The sequence below is a fragment of the Azospirillum soli genome, assembly GCF_017876165.1.
Classification (GTDB): Bacteria; Pseudomonadota; Alphaproteobacteria; order Azospirillales; family Azospirillaceae; genus Azospirillum; species Azospirillum soli.
This window is the reverse complement of record NZ_JAGINQ010000013.1, coordinates 151,933-167,304: the sequence shown is the minus strand read 5'-3', so window position 1 is coordinate 167,304 and position 15,372 is coordinate 151,933. Positions and strand designations below refer to the sequence as shown.

Annotated in this window: 15 protein-coding genes; 8 read left to right on the top strand and 7 right to left on the bottom strand. The window is 68.2% G+C overall.

Features of this window, described 5'->3' with window-relative positions:
- Positions 1–114: 114 nt before the first annotated feature.
- The 3 genes from J2852_RS32105 to J2852_RS20210 all read right to left on the bottom strand — a co-directional run bounded on the left by J2852_RS32105 (position 115) and on the right by J2852_RS20210 (position 1,690).
- Entirely contained in the window at positions 115–249 is a 135-nt protein-coding gene (locus J2852_RS32105; protein WP_281418465.1) for a hypothetical protein, read from the bottom strand.
- Between the two features lie 110 nt (positions 250–359).
- Entirely contained in the window at positions 360–872 is a 513-nt protein-coding gene (gene mobB, locus J2852_RS20215) for a molybdopterin-guanine dinucleotide biosynthesis protein B (protein WP_209878949.1), read from the bottom strand.
- A gap of 95 nt (positions 873–967) precedes the next feature.
- On the bottom strand, positions 968–1,690 hold the full coding sequence (locus tag J2852_RS20210; RefSeq protein ID WP_209878866.1) for an NUDIX hydrolase: 723 nt from the start codon (positions 1,688–1,690) through the stop codon (positions 968–970).
- Positions 1,691–1,859: 169 nt separating this feature from the next.
- Between J2852_RS20210 and pyk the strand changes: the two genes are divergently transcribed.
- Positions 1,860–3,341, top strand: coding sequence for a pyruvate kinase (pyk, locus tag J2852_RS20205; protein ID WP_209878864.1), 1,482 nt, complete (start codon positions 1,860–1,862; stop codon positions 3,339–3,341).
- A 16-nt stretch (positions 3,342–3,357) separates the two neighbouring features.
- On the opposite strand, the gene J2852_RS20200 is transcribed toward pyk, so the two are convergent.
- Positions 3,358–4,047: a GntR family transcriptional regulator gene (locus tag J2852_RS20200; protein WP_209878862.1), complete on the bottom strand. Its 690-nt coding sequence runs from the start codon at positions 4,045–4,047 to the stop codon at positions 3,358–3,360.
- 146 nt (positions 4,048–4,193) lie between these two features.
- A complete protein-coding gene (locus tag J2852_RS20195; protein WP_209878860.1) occupies positions 4,194–4,808 on the bottom strand; it encodes a thiamine phosphate synthase in 615 nt (204 codons plus the stop codon).
- Between the two features lie 175 nt (positions 4,809–4,983).
- Here J2852_RS20195 and gcl point away from each other — a divergent pair, with 175 nt between their 5' ends.
- From gcl to oxlT (J2852_RS20165), 6 genes are all read left to right on the top strand, one after another.
- Positions 4,984–6,753 carry a glyoxylate carboligase gene (gene gcl / locus J2852_RS20190; RefSeq protein ID WP_209878858.1) on the top strand — a complete coding sequence of 590 codons (1,770 nt, stop codon included), beginning with the start codon at positions 4,984–4,986 and terminating at the stop codon, positions 6,751–6,753.
- A 76-nt stretch (positions 6,754–6,829) separates the two neighbouring features.
- Positions 6,830–7,732 (top strand): IclR family transcriptional regulator domain-containing protein, encoded by a 903-nt coding sequence (locus J2852_RS20185; RefSeq protein WP_209878856.1) that lies wholly within the window; start codon positions 6,830–6,832, stop codon positions 7,730–7,732.
- Positions 7,733–7,782: 50 nt separating this feature from the next.
- Positions 7,783–8,604 carry a hydroxypyruvate isomerase gene (hyi, locus tag J2852_RS20180; RefSeq protein WP_209878854.1) on the top strand — a complete coding sequence of 274 codons (822 nt, stop codon included), beginning with the start codon at positions 7,783–7,785 and terminating at the stop codon, positions 8,602–8,604.
- Between the two features lie 21 nt (positions 8,605–8,625).
- Positions 8,626–9,534 carry a 2-hydroxy-3-oxopropionate reductase gene (glxR, locus tag J2852_RS20175; protein ID WP_209878852.1) on the top strand — a complete coding sequence of 303 codons (909 nt, stop codon included), beginning with the start codon at positions 8,626–8,628 and terminating at the stop codon, positions 9,532–9,534.
- A 22-nt stretch (positions 9,535–9,556) separates the two neighbouring features.
- Positions 9,557–10,819 carry a glycerate kinase type-2 family protein gene (locus J2852_RS20170; protein ID WP_343206787.1) on the top strand — a complete coding sequence of 421 codons (1,263 nt, stop codon included), beginning with the start codon at positions 9,557–9,559 and terminating at the stop codon, positions 10,817–10,819.
- A 240-nt stretch (positions 10,820–11,059) separates the two neighbouring features.
- Entirely contained in the window at positions 11,060–12,361 is a 1,302-nt protein-coding gene (gene oxlT / locus J2852_RS20165; RefSeq protein ID WP_209878850.1) for an oxalate/formate MFS antiporter, read from the top strand.
- A gap of 67 nt (positions 12,362–12,428) precedes the next feature.
- Here oxlT (J2852_RS20165) and J2852_RS20160 read toward each other — a convergent pair whose 3' ends face one another.
- Positions 12,429–13,430 (bottom strand): NAD(P)H-quinone oxidoreductase, encoded by a 1,002-nt coding sequence (locus J2852_RS20160; protein WP_209878848.1) that lies wholly within the window; start codon positions 13,428–13,430, stop codon positions 12,429–12,431.
- A gap of 203 nt (positions 13,431–13,633) precedes the next feature.
- Here J2852_RS20160 and J2852_RS20155 point away from each other — a divergent pair, with 203 nt between their 5' ends.
- Complete coding sequence (locus J2852_RS20155; protein ID WP_209878846.1) at positions 13,634–13,819, top strand: hypothetical protein; 186 nt, start codon at positions 13,634–13,636, stop codon at positions 13,817–13,819.
- Between the two features lie 145 nt (positions 13,820–13,964).
- Here the strand turns inward: J2852_RS20155 and oxlT (J2852_RS20150) are convergent, their stop codons facing one another.
- Complete coding sequence (oxlT, locus tag J2852_RS20150; protein WP_209878844.1) at positions 13,965–15,299, bottom strand: oxalate/formate MFS antiporter; 1,335 nt, start codon at positions 15,297–15,299, stop codon at positions 13,965–13,967.
- Between the last annotated feature and the right edge of the window lie 73 nt (positions 15,300–15,372).

The window sequence follows — 15,372 nt, the reverse complement described above, 5'->3', positions numbered from 1 at the left end:
CTGTTCGGGGGCAAAAACGAAAACGGGCCGCGACGGTAACGCAGCCCGCTTTTCCGTTGGCGTCTTTCGGTGATCCGCGCCACCCCTGCGGCGCCGCTCACCCGATAGGGCTACTCAATGGGTCAAGGCGCGATACAGAATGTAGGCGGGCGTAGCCCGGAACCAAGCGGCCAGGAAAGCGCCGACGGCCTGGATGACATGCGACGAGTTGCGGTCCGCACCGGCATGGGAGAAGGTCGAGGTGGTCATTGCTGTTCTCCATCGTGTTGATGGAGGCAATCTTACTCTGGTATGCCAAATGCCAGATGCGCAAAGGCCGCAAAGCAGGAAGCTGTAAAAATTACAGCCACTTCAACTGTTTATGATCCCATCATTTTCAGTGGCAACGCCTTCTCGACGATCAGGGCGGTGATCGCCCCGATGTCGTCCAGATCGAGGACCGGAACCGGGGATTCCGGCACCGGGCCGTCGCTGACGACGGCGACGATGGTCGGGTCGCCTGCCGCGATCAGCGGCTTGCCCACGGACCGGCGCCACACCTCCAGCTTTGGGTGACGGTCGCGCTTGAACCCCTCGATCAGCAGCAGGTCCACCGGCGACATGTGGGACAGCAGCTCCGCCAGCGTCGGCTCCGGTTCGTCGCGCAGTTCGCGGACAAGCGCCCAGCGCTTGGGCGAGCTGACCAGCACCTCGGTGGCGCCAGCCATGCGATGGGTGTGGCTGTCCTTTCCGGGATGATCGATGTCGAAGCCCTTGTGCGCGTGCTTCAGCGTCGAGACCTGAAGGCCCTGCCCGATCAACGCCGGCAACAGCTTGGTCATCAGCGTGGTCTTGCCGCTGCCGCTCCACCCCGTCAGGCCGAAAAGGCGCATGCCGAACCCCCGGTCACGGCGACAACGGAAGCGCGGACGGCTGCCCGCGTCAAGCATGGTCATGGTCTCTCTCCCTGAAGCATCGTTTTTGGTTCTCATCCCAGCCGGACGTCGGAGGCGGCAACCTCGGTCAGCGCGTAGCCGGCACCGTCCGGGATGCGGAACACCGCACCGGCCGGCCCGTCGATCCGCCGGGGCAGGATGGGCACCAGCGGTTGGTGGTGTGCGGCGGCCAGCGCCTCCGCAACGCTGCCGCATCCGGACAGCCGCATCAGGTTCATCCGCGTGGCGAAGACCAGCGACAGCCTACCGGCCTCGGCCTCGCGCAGGATCGCGGCGGGCGTCCCCCACAGCCCGGCCACCGCCTCGCCCCCATCGACGGTCGCAACCTGCCCAACCGGAGCGGGAGCCAGGAAGAAGGTCGTGTCGAAGCGCCGCCACACCGTTTCCGGCGTGATCCAGCGGGCAAAGGGCACCAGCGCCTCAACGGCGGGTTCCAGCCCGGCCAGCCGCAAGCGTTCGGCGAGGGGGACCGGCGACGGCGCGCGCAGCACTTCCAACAGGGCGGCGTCCACGCCCCCTCGCGCCAGCAGGATGCCGCACTCCTCGAACGCCTCGCGGATGGCGGCGCGGCGGAGCGTACGGTCGTCGCCCGGCGCGCCGGCTCCGTCCTCCGGATCGACCCGCCCGCCGGGGAACACCGTCGCCCCGGCCGCGAAGCGCAGGCCGGCATTCCGCCGGATCATGAACAACTCCAACCCCTCGGCGCCGTCGCGCAGCAGGATCAGACTGGCGGAGGGAATGGGCTGGTTTTCCATATCGCATCAATGGCGGCATCAAGGATGCGATGGCCTCACGCCGGAACCCGCCCGGTCAAGCTCACGGCCCCGCTTTCCCACCATGCGGAAAAGCAACCCGCGTTCGTTGACCCTCCCCTCCGCCCGGCCGCAGCATCACCCCGTCACCGCGAGCCGAGGAGGCACAGCCATGCCGCGCAACCGCAGCACCAAGATCGTCGCCACGCTGGGACCGGCCAGTTCGACCTACAGCCAGATCTTCGCGCTGGCGGAGGCCGGGGTGGACGTGTTCCGCCTCAACGCCAGCCACGGCAGCCAGCCGGAGCACGCCGAGCGCTACCGCCAGATCCGCGCCGTGGAGGAAACCATTGGCCGGCCGGTGGGCGTGCTGCTCGACCTGCAAGGGCCGAAGCTGCGCGTCGGCACCTTCGCCCAGGGCGCGGTCACGCTGTCCGCCGGCGACCGCTTCCGCTTCGACCGCGACCCGACGCCGGGCGACCCCCGGCGGGTCTGCCTGCCGCATCCGGAGATTTTCGAGGGCCTCGCCCCGGGACACGAGTTGCTGCTGAACGACGGCCGCATCCGCCTGCGCGTGCGCGACTGCGGGCCGGACCACGCGGACACCGAGGTTGTGGTCGGCGGCACCTTGTCCGACCGCAAGGGCATGAACGTGCCCGGCACGACGCTGGCGCTCAGCGCGCTGTCCGACAAGGACCGCAGCGACCTGCGCTTCGGCCTGGCGCTGGGCGTGGACTGGATCGGCCTCAGCTTCGTGCAGCGGCCGGAGGACATCATCGAGGCGCGCGGCCTGATCGGCGACCGCGCCCACATCATCACCAAGGTCGAAAAGCCGGCCGCCCTGCCGCACCTGCCGGAAATCATCCGGCTGTCCGACGCGATCATGGTGGCGCGCGGCGACCTCGGCGTGGAACTGCCGCCGGAGGACGTGCCGGGCCTGCAAAAGCGGATGATCCGCCTGTGCCGCGCCCTGGGCAAGCCGGTGATCGTCGCCACCCAGATGCTGGAGTCGATGATCAACGAGCCGAGCCCGACCCGCGCGGAGGCGTCGGACGTGGCGACCGCCGTGTATGACGGCGCCGACGCCGTGATGCTCTCGGCCGAATCCGCCTCGGGCAACTATCCGGTTGAGGCGGTGGCGATGATGGACCGCATCGTCCGCCGCGTCGAGCGCGACCCGCTGTACCGCACGATCATGGACGCCGACCACCCGCGCCCGGAGGCCACCACCCCCGACGCCATGTCGGCCGCCGCCCGGCAGATCGCCGAAACCATTTCGGCCACCGCCATCGCGACCTTCACCACGACGGGATCGACGGCGTTGCGCGCGGCACGGGAACGGCCGCCCGTCCCCATCCTCGGCCTCAGCGCCCGCCGCGAGACGGCGCGCCGGCTGGCGCTCGGCTGGGGCATCCACCCCGTCTGGACGGCCGATGTGGAGAGCTTCTCGGAGATGGTGGAGCGGGCGAGCATGATCGCCTCGCAGGAAGGGATCGGCGCCGCCGGGGAGTCGCTGATCGTGACGGCCGGCGTCCCCTTCGGAACGCCGGGCGCCACCAACAGCCTGCGCGTCATCACCATCACGCCGGACGGGAACCGCACCGCGCCCGCGGCTGGAGCCGAGGCCGGCCGGCCGGCCTTCGAACAGGCCTGACCATCATTGAGAACGGTTATTCGAGGAAGTCGCAGTGCTTCGCGACGTGCGCCGCCAGACCGAGGGTGTGTTCTCGGATCAGCTTCTCGGCCTGGTCGGCGTCGCGGCGCTCCAACGCCTTGATGATTTCCTTGTGGTCGTGGATCGACCGTTCCGCGCGGTCTTCCTGGCCGATGGTCAGCTTGCGGATCGCCCGCATGTGGATGAACAGGTTGTCCGTCATCTCCTGAATCAGCTTCGACCCGCTCAGCCGGATGATGCTCTTATGGAAGGCGATGTTGGCTTCGGAATATTCGCCGACATTCTCCTTCGGGCTGCGCTGCTCGAAGTTGCGGAACAGGTCCCACAGGGTGCGGATGTCCTCGTCGGCGGCGTTCTCGGCGACCAGACGGCCGGCCATGCTCTCCAGCGCCGCCCAGACCTGGACCATCTCGATGATCTCGGCCTTGGTCTTGCGGATCACGAAGATGCCCCGGCGCGGCAGCAGGCGGATGAAGCCTTCCTGCTCCAGCAACGTCAGGGCCTCGCGGATCGGCGTGCGGCTGACGCCGAGCAGGTCGCTCAACTGGCGCTCGTCCAGCCGGATCTCCGCCTGATGGTCGTAGATGTCCATTTCGGAGATCGCCTGCTTCAGCGAGTGATAGACCTGGCTGCGGAAGGTCGTGCCGGTGTCGAGCGGCTGAACGTTGAGCGCCGGAGGGGTCATCGGAGCGGGTCCCTATGCTGACTTGCGCGGACAGCGGCCCACGGCGTTATGCCGGGACCGCGAAGGCGCCGTTCATTGATTCTCGTATGTGCCATACCAGATGCACATTCCCCGGCGAAAAGTCCAGCCCCGCCGTGTGGGCACCCCTATCCGGCGATGGCTTTCAACACGCCGGAAAGCCGCGCCGGATCGCGCATCAGCGGCCCCATGACCGCCACTCCGGCGGCACCGGCCGCCATGCAGGCCGCCGCTCCCGTCTCGTCCACCCCGCCCAGCGCCACCACCGGCAGACCGGCCCCGGCGGCAAGACGCCGCAGCCCGTCCACCCCTAGGTCCGGTCCGTAGCCGGGCTTGCTGGCCGATAGGAACACCGGTGAGACGGTGGCGTAATCGGCCCCCGCCTCCGCCGCGCGCCGCAGCCCCTCCGCCCCGTGCGCCGACAGGCCGATCAGCGCCCCCGGCCCGAGAATCCGCCGCGCCTCGACCGGATCGCCCCCCTCCGGCAGATGCACCCCGCCCGCCCCCGCCGCGCGCGCGAGATGCGCGTCGCCATGGACGAGCACCAGCGCCCCCCAGGGCCGCGCGCGCTCCAGCAGCGCGCGGGCGAGCGCCAGCTGCTCCGCCCCCGGCAGATCCTTTTCCCGCAGCGACAGCCAGCGCAGACCGGCGGCGAACAGCCGGTCCGCCAGTTCGGGCAGCGGCAGCGCCGCCTGTCGGCGGTCGGTGATGGCCAGCAGCGGCGGCGTCGGCAAGCGCGTCATGGCGCCACGATGACAGCCCCGCATGGAAGCCCGCAAGCCCCTGTTCCACGTCCCACTTTCGGCGCCGTTTCCACTCCACGGAAAGTTTTCCGCATCCGTTTGCCGAATCGGAGCCTCCCGGCGAAAGCTTGGTCCAACGCAACGGCGATCAGCCAGTCCAAGGAGGGAACAGAGCATGGCAAGGATGATGGCGATCGAAGCCGCGGTTCATGTCCTGGAAAAGGAAGGCGTGTCCGTCTGCTTCGGCGTGCCGGGAGCGGCCATCAATCCGTTCTACGCGGCGCTGCGCAAGAACGGCCGCATCGGTCACATTCTGGCCCGCCACGTCGAGGGCGCCTCGCACATGGCCGAGGGCTACACCCGTGCGGAGGCCGGCAACATCGGCGTGTGCGTCGGCACATCCGGCCCGGCGGGCACCGACATGATCACCGGCCTCTATTCCGCCTCGGCCGACTCCATCCCCATCCTGTGCATCACCGGCCAGGCGCCGCGCGCCCGCCTGCACAAGGAGGATTTCCAGGCCATCAACGTCCCCGACATCGCCAAGCCGGTGACCAAATGGGCCGTCACCGTGCTGGAGCCGGGGCAGGTCCCCTACGCCTTCCAGCAGGCGTTCCACATCATGCGTTCGGGCCGGCCGGGCCCGGTGCTGATCGACCTGCCCATCGACGTGCAGATGGCGGAGATCGAGTTCGATCCCGACACCTACCAGTCCCTGCCCGTCTACAAGCCGGCCGCCACCCGCGCCCAGATCGAAAAGGCGCTGGCCATGCTGAACGAGGCGGAACGGCCGCTGATCGTGGCCGGCGGCGGCATCATCAACGCCGACGCCAGCGACCGGCTGGTGGAGTTCGCCGAGCTGACCGGCATCCCGGTCATCCCGACCCTGATGGGCTGGGGCAGCATCCCGGACGACCACCCGCTGATGGCCGGCATGGTCGGGCTCCAGACGGCGCACCGCTACGGCAACGCGACCATGCTGGAGTCCGACTTCGTGCTGGGCATCGGCAACCGCTGGGCCAACCGGCACACCGGCTCCATCGACGTCTACACCAAGGGCCGCAGGTTCGTGCATGTGGACATCGAGCCGACCCAGATCGGGCGCGTGTTCATGCCGGACTTCGGCATCGTCTCCGACGCGGCGGCGGCGCTCGACCTGTTCGTCACGGTGGCCGAGGAGTGGAAGGCGGCCGGCAAGCTGAGGGACCGCTCCGAATGGGTGGCCCAGTGCCAGGCGCGCAAGCGCGGCATGCTGCGCCGTTCCGACTTCGACAACGTCCCGGTCAAGCCGCAGCGCGTCTACCAGGAGATGAACACGGCTTTCGGCGAGGACGTCTGCTACGTCAGCACCATCGGCCTGTCGCAGATCGCCGGCGCGCAGTTCCTGCACGTCTACAAGCCGCGCCACTGGATCAACTGCGGTCAGGCCGGCCCGCTGGGCTGGACGCTGCCGGCGGCGCTGGGCGTGCGGGTGGCCGATCCCAAGCGCAAGATCGTGGCGCTGTCCGGCGACTACGACTTCCAGTTCCTGATCGAGGAGCTGGCGGTGGGCGCGCAGTTCAAGCTGCCCTACATCCACGTCCTGGTGAACAACTCCTACCTCGGCCTGATCCGGCAGGCGCAGCGCGGCTTCAACATGGACTATCAGGTCCAGTTGGGCTTCGAGAACGTCAACGCGCCGGAGGTCAACGGCTACGGCGTCGATCACGTTGCGGTGGCCGAGGGGCTGGGCTGCAAGGCGATCCGCGTCACCGACCCGAACGACCTGTCCGCCGCCTTCACCCGCGCCGCGCAGTGGATGGACGAGTTCCAGGTGCCGGTCGTCGTCGAGGTGATCCTGGAGCGCGTGACCAACATCGCCATGGGCACGGAGATCAACAACGTGACCGAGTTCGAGGAGGTTCTCGACCTGCCCGTCGATGAACCGGAACTGGTCAACGCGTAACTCCTCCGCCTCAGCCGGCGGCTCCATCCGGCCGCCGGCTTTCTTTTTTCCCCTTTTCCCGAGTGGAGGAGACAGCATGGCACCCAGCCTCACCAAGGCGCGGCGCCCGACCGGCCGCAAGCCTCCAACCGGGGAACGATCCGCGCAGGTGCAGTCGCTGCTGCGGGCGCTGTCCCTTCTGGACAGCCTCGCCGAGGCTGAGGACGGCGCGGCGCTGACCGAACTGGCGCAGCGCGTGGGCCTGTCCACCTCGACCGCGCACCGGCTGCTGATGACGCTGGAGCAGGAACGCTACGTCCATTTCGACGCGGAGCGGAAGCTGTGGTCGGTCGGCGTGCAGGCCTTCGTCGCGGGCAGCGCCTTCATGCGCTCGCGCAACCTCGCCACTGTCGCCCGCCCCGCCATGCGCGCGCTGATGGAGCAGAGCGGCGAGACCGTGAACCTCGCCATCGAGGACGAGGGGCAGGCGCTCTACCTCGCGCAGGTCGAATGCCGGCAGATGATGCGGGCCTTCTCCACGCCGGGCGGCCGGGTGCCGCTGCACTGCTCCAGCGTCGGCAAGGCGCTGCTGGCGGCCATGCCCGACGCGCAGGTCGCCAAGATCCTCCACCGCACCGGCATGACCCGCATGACCGCGCGCACCATCGCCACCCCCATGGCCCTGCGGGAGGAGTTGAACCGCACCCGCGAGCGCGGCTACGCCATCGACGACGAGGAGCACGCGGTCGGCCTGCGCTGCGCCGCCGCCGTCATCCACGACGAGTTCGGGGAGCCGGCCGGCGCGGTCTCCGTCTCCGGCCCCATGGCCCGCATCCCCGACGACCGCCTGCCCCTGCTCGGCAGCCTGGTCAAGGACGCGGCGGACGCCATCGCCCGCCAGTTCGGCGGCCGTGCGGGCCTTCCCGGGACCGACCTGCGGGGGACCGATCTTCGTGGGATGGACTTCCACATCGTGGAAAAGACTTGGACCGTTCGTTGACGCCCGCGCCCCGCTGCGGCCTGATGATCCCAACAATCAGGGAGACCAACATGCCCAACAGAACGCCGCCCAAAACGCCCAAATTCGCCGCCAACCTGACGATGCTCTACAACGAGGTGAGCTTCCTGGACCGCTTCGCGGCGGCGGCCAAGGACGGCTTCACCGGGGTCGAGTACCTGTTCCCCTACGCCTTCGAGAAGGAGGCGCTGGCCGAACGGCTGGAGCGCTATCGCCTCGTGCAGGTCCTGCACAACCTGCCGGCGGGCGACTGGGACGCGGGCGAACGCGGCATCGCCTGCCTGCCGGAACGCGTGGGCGAATTCCAGGACGGCGTCGGCAAGGCCATCGAATACGCGACCACGCTCGGCTGCACGCGGATCAATTGCCTCGTCGGCAAGGCGCCGGCCGGGGTCGCGGCGGACAAGCTGGAGCGCACGCTGGTGGACAATCTGGCCTTCGCCGCCAAGGCGCTGAAGGCCGCCGACATCCGGCTGCTGGTCGAGCCGATCAACACCCGCGACATTCCGGGCTTCTACCTGAACACCACGACGCACGCCGAGCGGCTGATCGAGGCGGTCGGGTCCGACAACCTCTTCATCCAGTACGACGTCTACCACATGCAGATCATGGAAGGTGACCTCGTGCCGACGATCCAGCGCCTGCTGCCCAAGATCGCGCACGTCCAGGTGGCCGATAATCCCGGCCGCAATGAGCCCGGCACCGGGGAGATCAATTACCCCTTCGTCTTCGCGTCGCTCGACCGGCTCGGCTACCAGGGCTGGATCGGCTGCGAATACAAGCCGGCGCGAGGCACCAGCGAGGGCCTGTCCTGGATGCGCCCCCACCAGACGCCCGAGACCGTCGCAGCCTAACCAAAAATCAAGGAGGAAACCATGAAGGTTGGATTCATCGGGCTCGGGATCATGGGCCGGCCGATGGCCGGGCATCTGATCGCGGCCGGGCACACGCTGTTCGTGCACGACATCGCCCCGCCGCCGGCGGAACTGCTGGACCAAGGCGCCACCGCCTGCGCGTCGGGGCGCGCGGTGGCGCAGCAGGCCGAGGTGATCATCACCATGGTGCCCGACACCCCGCACGTCGAGGCGGTGCTGTTCGGCGCCGACGGCGTGGCCGAGGGGCTGTCGTCCGGCAAGATCGTGGTGGACATGTCCTCGATCTCGCCCATCGAGACCAAGGCCTTCGCCAAGCGCATCAACGCGCTGGGCTGCGACTATCTGGACGCCCCGGTGTCGGGCGGCGAGGTGGGCGCCAAGGCGGCCTCGCTGACCATCATGGTCGGCGGGACGGAGGCGGCCTTTGCGACGGTCAAGCCGCTGTTCGAGGCGATGGGCAAGAACATCACGCTGGTCGGCGGTCCCGGCGACGGCCAGACGACCAAAGTCGCCAACCAGATCATCGTCGCCCTGACCATCGAGGCGGTCGGTGAGGCGCTGCTGTTCGCCTCCAAGGCTGGGGCCGATCCGGCCAAGGTGCGGCAGGCGCTGATGGGCGGCTTCGCCTCCTCGCGCATCCTGGAGGTGCACGGCGAGCGCATGGTCAAGCGGACCTTCGATCCGGGCTTCCGCATCGAACTGCACCAGAAGGACCTCAACCTCGCGCTGTCCGGCGCCCGCGCGCTCGGGCTGTCGCTGCCCAACACGGCGACCTGCCAGGAGCTGTTCAACGCCTGCGCCGCGCACGGCGGCAAGGCCTGGGACCACTCCGCCATGGTCCGCGCGCTGGAACTGCTCGGCGGGCATGAGATCGGGCAGAACCACCGGGCTCTCGAACCGGCGGAATAGAAGGAAGAAGGGGGGCTGAGCCGTGACCATCACCGACCCGCGAGCGCTGTTGACCGACATGTTCCGGGCCGCCGTGGCCTCGGCCCAGCCCGCCCTGTGCGTCCCGCCGCACCTGCCCCCGCCGCCCAGGGGGCGGACCGTCGTGGTCGGCGCCGGCAAGGCCGCCGCCGCCATGGCGCGGGCGGTGGAAACCCATTGGACGGGTCCGCTGTCCGGGCTGGTGGTCACGCGCTACGGCCACAACGTCCCCTGCGAGCGGATCGAGGTGGTCGAGGCGTCCCACCCCGTTCCCGACGCGGCCGGTGAGGGCGCCGCGCGGCGCATCCTGGAGATCGCCGCCGGGCTGGGGCCGGACGATCTTCTGCTCTGCCTGATCTCCGGCGGCGGATCGGCCCTGCTGGCGCTGCCGGCGCCCGGCCTGACCATGGCCGACAAGCAGGCGGTGTCCAAGGCGCTGCTGCGCTCCGGCGCCAACATCGGCGAGATGAACTGCGTGCGCAAACACCTCTCGTCCATCAAGGGTGGGCGGCTGGCGGCGGCGACCAAAGCGCGGGTGGTTTCGCTGGTCATCTCCGACGTGCCGGGCGACGATCTGTCGGTCATCGCCTCCGGCCCGACGGTGCCCGATCCGACCAGCTATGGCGACGCGCTGGCCGTGCTGGAGAAGCACCGCATCGACCCGCCGAAGGCAGTGATGGACCACCTGCTAGCCGGGCGCGACGAGACCCCGAAGCCCGGCGACCCACGCCTTGCAGCCACGCGCACCGTCTTGGTCGCCACACCGCAAATGGCCTTGGAGCGCGCCGCCGAGGTCGCGCGCCGGGCCGGCATCACACCGGTCATCCTGGGTAACGCGCTGGAGGGCGAAGCCCGCGAGGTGGCGCTGGTCCATGCCGGTATCGCCCGGCAGATTGTCAGCCATGGGCAGCCGGCGCCGGCCCCCTGCGTCCTGCTGTCCGGCGGCGAGACGACCGTCACCGTGCGCGGTCATGGGCGCGGCGGCCGCAACGCGGAGTTCCTGCTGGCGCTCGCCGTCGCGCTGGACGGGCTGCCCGGCGTGCACGCGCTGGCCGCCGACACCGACGGCATCGACGGCACGGAAGACAACGCGGGCGCCCTGCTCTCCCCCGCTTCCCTCAAGCGCGCCGCCGACTTGGGCATCAGCGCCAAGGAGCGGCTGGCCGACAACGACGGTTACGGATTCTTCAGCGCGCTGGGCGACCTGCTGATCACCGGCCCCACCCTGACCAACGTCAACGACTTCCGCGCGGTGCTGGTCCTCTAACTGCCCAACTGTCATATCCCGTTGGTTCGACCCAAGGAATAAGACCCTATCCCACAAGCCAGGTTGTTGATACCGGCAATTGTTGGGCACACTCACGTTCAGCGGTCGAGGGATACCGAGTTTGGCATGCCAGAGGCGGCTCTCCATATGACGGAGTTCATGCCCAGACGCGGCCCCGCCCAGAAGAAAATAAAAAGCAAACAAAAGAATTCGTTCAAAGGGTATCCGGGGAGGAACCAAATGCGGCAAGTCGATGCACGCGCGGCCGAGCCGCACGGCGCGCGATGGATCCAGTTGCTGATCGGCGTCATCTGCATGTCGATGATCGCCAATTTGCAATACGGCTGGACCCTGTTCGTCGAACCCATCAGTGAAAAACATGGCTGGGGTCTCGCGGCCATTCAGGTAGCCTTCACCATCTTCGTGGTCACAGAAACCTGGCTGGTCCCGGTCGAGGGCTGGTTCGTGGACAGGTTCGGGCCGCGCATCGTCGTGCTGCTCGGCGGCATCCTATGCGCGCTGTCCTGGGCCATCAACTCGGTGGCGGACTCGCTGTTGCTGCTCTATCTCGGCGCGGCCATCGGCGGCATCGGGGCGGGCGGCGTGTACGGCACCTGCGTGGGCAACGCGCTGAAGTGGTTTCCCGACCGCCGCGGGCTGGCCGCCGGCCTGACCGCCGCCGGCTTCGGCGCCGGCTCGGCGCTGACCGTGGTGCCGATCGCCAACATGATCCACGCTTCCGGCTACGAAGTGACCTTCCTGTATTTCGGCATCGGCCAGGGCGCTGTCGTGTTCCTGCTCGCTTGGTTCCTGAAGGAGCCCAAGCACGGGCAGGTCCCGCAGGTGAGCAGGGCGCTGGTGGTGCAGAGCCGCGAGAGCTACACGCCGGCGCAGATGGTCAAGACGCCGGTGTTCTGGATCATGTACCTGATGTTCACCATGGTGGCGGCCGGCGGCCTGATGGCCACCGCCCAGCTCGGGCCCATCGCCAAGGACTTCCAGCTGGACGGCGTGCCGGTGTCCATCATGGGGCTGACGCTGCCGGCGCTGACCTTCGCCCTCTCCATCGACCGCGTGCTCAACGGCCTGACGCGCCCTTTCTTCGGCTGGGTGTCGGACCACATCGGCCGCGAGAACACCATGTTCATCGCCTTCGCCATCGAGGCGGTGGGCATCGTCGCCCTCAGCGTCTACGGGCGCGACCCGATCGCGTTCGTGATCCTGACAGGGCTGGTGTTCTTCGCCTGGGGCGAGATCTACAGCCTGTTTCCGGCCTGCTGCGGCGACACCTTCGGGTCGAAGTACGCCACGACCAACGCCGGCATGCTGTACACCGCCAAGGGCACGGCCGCGCTGCTGATCCCGTTCGGCAACATTATCGCCGACGCGACGGGGGGGTGGATGGTCGTGTTCTATCTCGCCGCGTCGGTCAACGCCTTTGCCGCGATCCTGGCTCTGTTCGTGCTGAAGCCGATGCGCGCCCGCTTCGTCGCCGGTGACCGGCGGACGGCGGAGTGTCTGACCGTCCAACCCGCCAAATAGCCGCCCACGGACCAGCCGGCGAACGATCAGAAGGGGCGCGGTTCACCGACCGCGCCCCTTCTCGTTCTCAGGAGCGAACCGCCAGCACGATCTTGCCGACGTGCTGGTTGCTTTCCATCAGGCGGTGCGCCTCGGCGGCGGAGGCCAGAGGGAAGGTCTCAAAGACCACGGGCTTGACCCGCCCCTCGGTGATCAGCGGCCAGACCGTTTCGCGCAGCTGGTCGGCCAGCGCCCGCTTGTAGGCGACCGGCCGCGCCCGCAGGGTGGATCCGGTCAGCGTCAGTCGCTTCGCCATCACCGGAAACAGGTTGACCTCCGCCTTCGGCCCGCGCACGAAGCCGATCACCACATAGCGCCCCTCCACCGCCATGCAGTCGATGCTGCGCGCCAGATAGTCGCCGCCGACGATGTCGAGCACCACGTCGGCGCCCTTCCCGTCCGTGACCTCCTTCACCACGGCGGTGAAGTCCTCAGCCGTATAATCGATGGCCCGGTCGGCGCCGAGATCGAGGCAAGCCCGCACCTTGCCCGCGCCGCGCACGGTGGTGAGGACCCGCGCGCCCAACGCCTTGCCGAGCTGGATCGCCGTCGTGCCGATGCCCGACGCGCCGCCGTGCACCAGCAGCGTCTCGCCCGCTCGCAGCCGGCCGCGCTCGAACACATTGGACCAGACGGTGAAGAAGGTTTCCGGCAGCGCCGCCGCCTCGGCCATGGACAGGCCGTCCGGCACCGGCAGGCATTGCGCGGCCGGCGCGCTGCAATATTCGGCATAGCCGCCGCCGGCGAGCAGCGCGCAGACCGGATCCCCGACCGACCAGCCGGACACCTCGGCCCCCACCGCCGCGACCAGGCCGGCCACCTCCAGGCCCGGAATGTCGGTGGTGCCCGGCGGCGGATCATAGCGGCCAAGCCGTTGCAGCACGTCCGGACGGTTGACCCCGGCGGCGGCCACCTCGATCAGCAGCTCGTTCGCCTTGAGAACCGGCATGGGCCGGCGCGTGGGCACCAGCACCTCCGGCGCGCCCGGCCGGCTCACCTCCACCGCAATCATGGTTTCGGGCAACGCCATGGATCCGCCTTTCGCATTTGATGAAAAACGTCATTGTCCGACCGGCTCGTCACAGCGCAAACCGCCCCATCTCCTTTTCCCGCATGGTGGAAATCGTCCTGTATTGGTATTTCGCATCTGGTATACAAAATCCCCTTGCCTTTCGGGGTCGGCGCTCCTAAATTGACCCGCAACAGGCCCCCCTAGCCAAAGGAGCAAGAACCATGATCGAGTCGCAGATGATCGCCTATGTCGCGCTGGCCGGACTGATGGCGCACGGCCTCTACGTCCTCACCCGCGGCGACGTTGACAGCTCCCCGACCGACGCCGGTGACGATTCGGGCCTCTGGACGTCCGAGCGTTTCAACCAGAGCGGCGAAGGGCACGAGCGCCCCTTCTTTCTCGACTGAGCGCGGTTGCCGCCAAGCCGGAAGAATGCCGGCGGCGGACAAGGGTTTGGGGGGAACAACACGAAAGCACGAAAAGGCCGCCGCGCGGTGATCGCGCGGCGGCCGAACCTTTTGTCCTCCCGTGTTGGGGCAGCTCGTTCCGTGTTTAAGAGGTCGCGTTGCCGGCGGGCTGTGCGAGCGGGCTGGCGATCGGTCCCCGAAGGGCCTCGGCCTCGTTACGGGCATGATGGCGCTTCAGCATCGGCTTCAGCACCAGGATGGCGCAGGCCGCGGCGGTCAGGTCCATCGCCGCCGTCACGTAGAGCACGGTCGCCCAGGTGCCGGTCGCTTCCATCAGCAGGTTGCCCAGCGGGACCAGGAGCGCGGCCACACCCTTGGCGCAGTAGAGGACGCCGTAGATCTTGCCCGCATGCTTGGTGCCGAAGGTGTCGGCCGAGGTGGCGGAGAACAGGCTGTACACTTCGCCCCAGGCCAGGAACACCATGCCGCTGAGGATCAGGAACATCATCGGGTCGTGGCCGAAGCGGCTGAGCATGATGATGCCGAAGCCTTCGAGGGTGAAGGCGACGAACATAGTCGCTTCACGGCCAATGTGGTCGGAGATGAAGCCGAACAGCGGGCGCGAGATGCCGTTCATGACGCGGTCGAGCATCAGAGCGAAGGGCAGAGCCGCCATGGTGATGCCGAGGATGCTGATCGGGGCTTCCTTGACGCCCAGGTCGTGGGCGATGACGCCCAGCTGCGCCACGGCCATCAGGCCACCGGTGACGGTGCAGATGAACATGACCATCATGACCCAGAAGACGGGGGTCTGAAGGGCTTCGGACAGCGTGTAGTCACGGCGGGTCTGAGCGACCTTGCTGGACGTCTTCACCTCTTCCTTGGCGGGGGTGCGCAGCATCCAGGCGGCGGCGAAGATGACGGCGCCCTGGATCAGGCCGAAGGTGAAGAAGGTCGACTGGTAGCCGGAGGAGTGGATCATGTTGGCGATGGGCAGGATGGTCAGGGCCGAGCCGGCGCCGTAACCGCCAGCCGTCAGGCCGACCGCCAGACCGCGCTTGTCCGGGAACCACTTCAGGGCGTTGTTGACGCAGGTGGCGTACACGCAACCGACGCCGATGCCGCCGATGGCCGAACCGATGTACAGCAGGCTCAGCGTGTCCGCGTAGCTGTTGACGACCCAGGCAAGGCCGGTGAACAGACCACCGACCGCGACGATGACGCGGGGGCCGTAGCGGTCGATGAAGTAGCCTTCGATCGGCGTCAGCCAGGTCTGCACGACCACGAAGACGGTGAAGGCGGTCTGGATCGAGGCGCGCGTCCAGTTATGCGTCGCCTGGATTTCCGGCACGAACAGCGTCCAGGCGTACTGGATGTTCGCGGCCGCCACCATGCAAAAAACACCGGCGAGGATCTGGAGCCAGCGCGTCTTGTCGGACACTTGCGCCGGAGCGTCTTTGGCTTGGGTCGAATGGACCATGTGTCCCTCCCATGGGATTGCGATGGTTGGTACCGGGTGCTTGTTTTTACCGGGTGCTTGTTTTTCTTGGGGC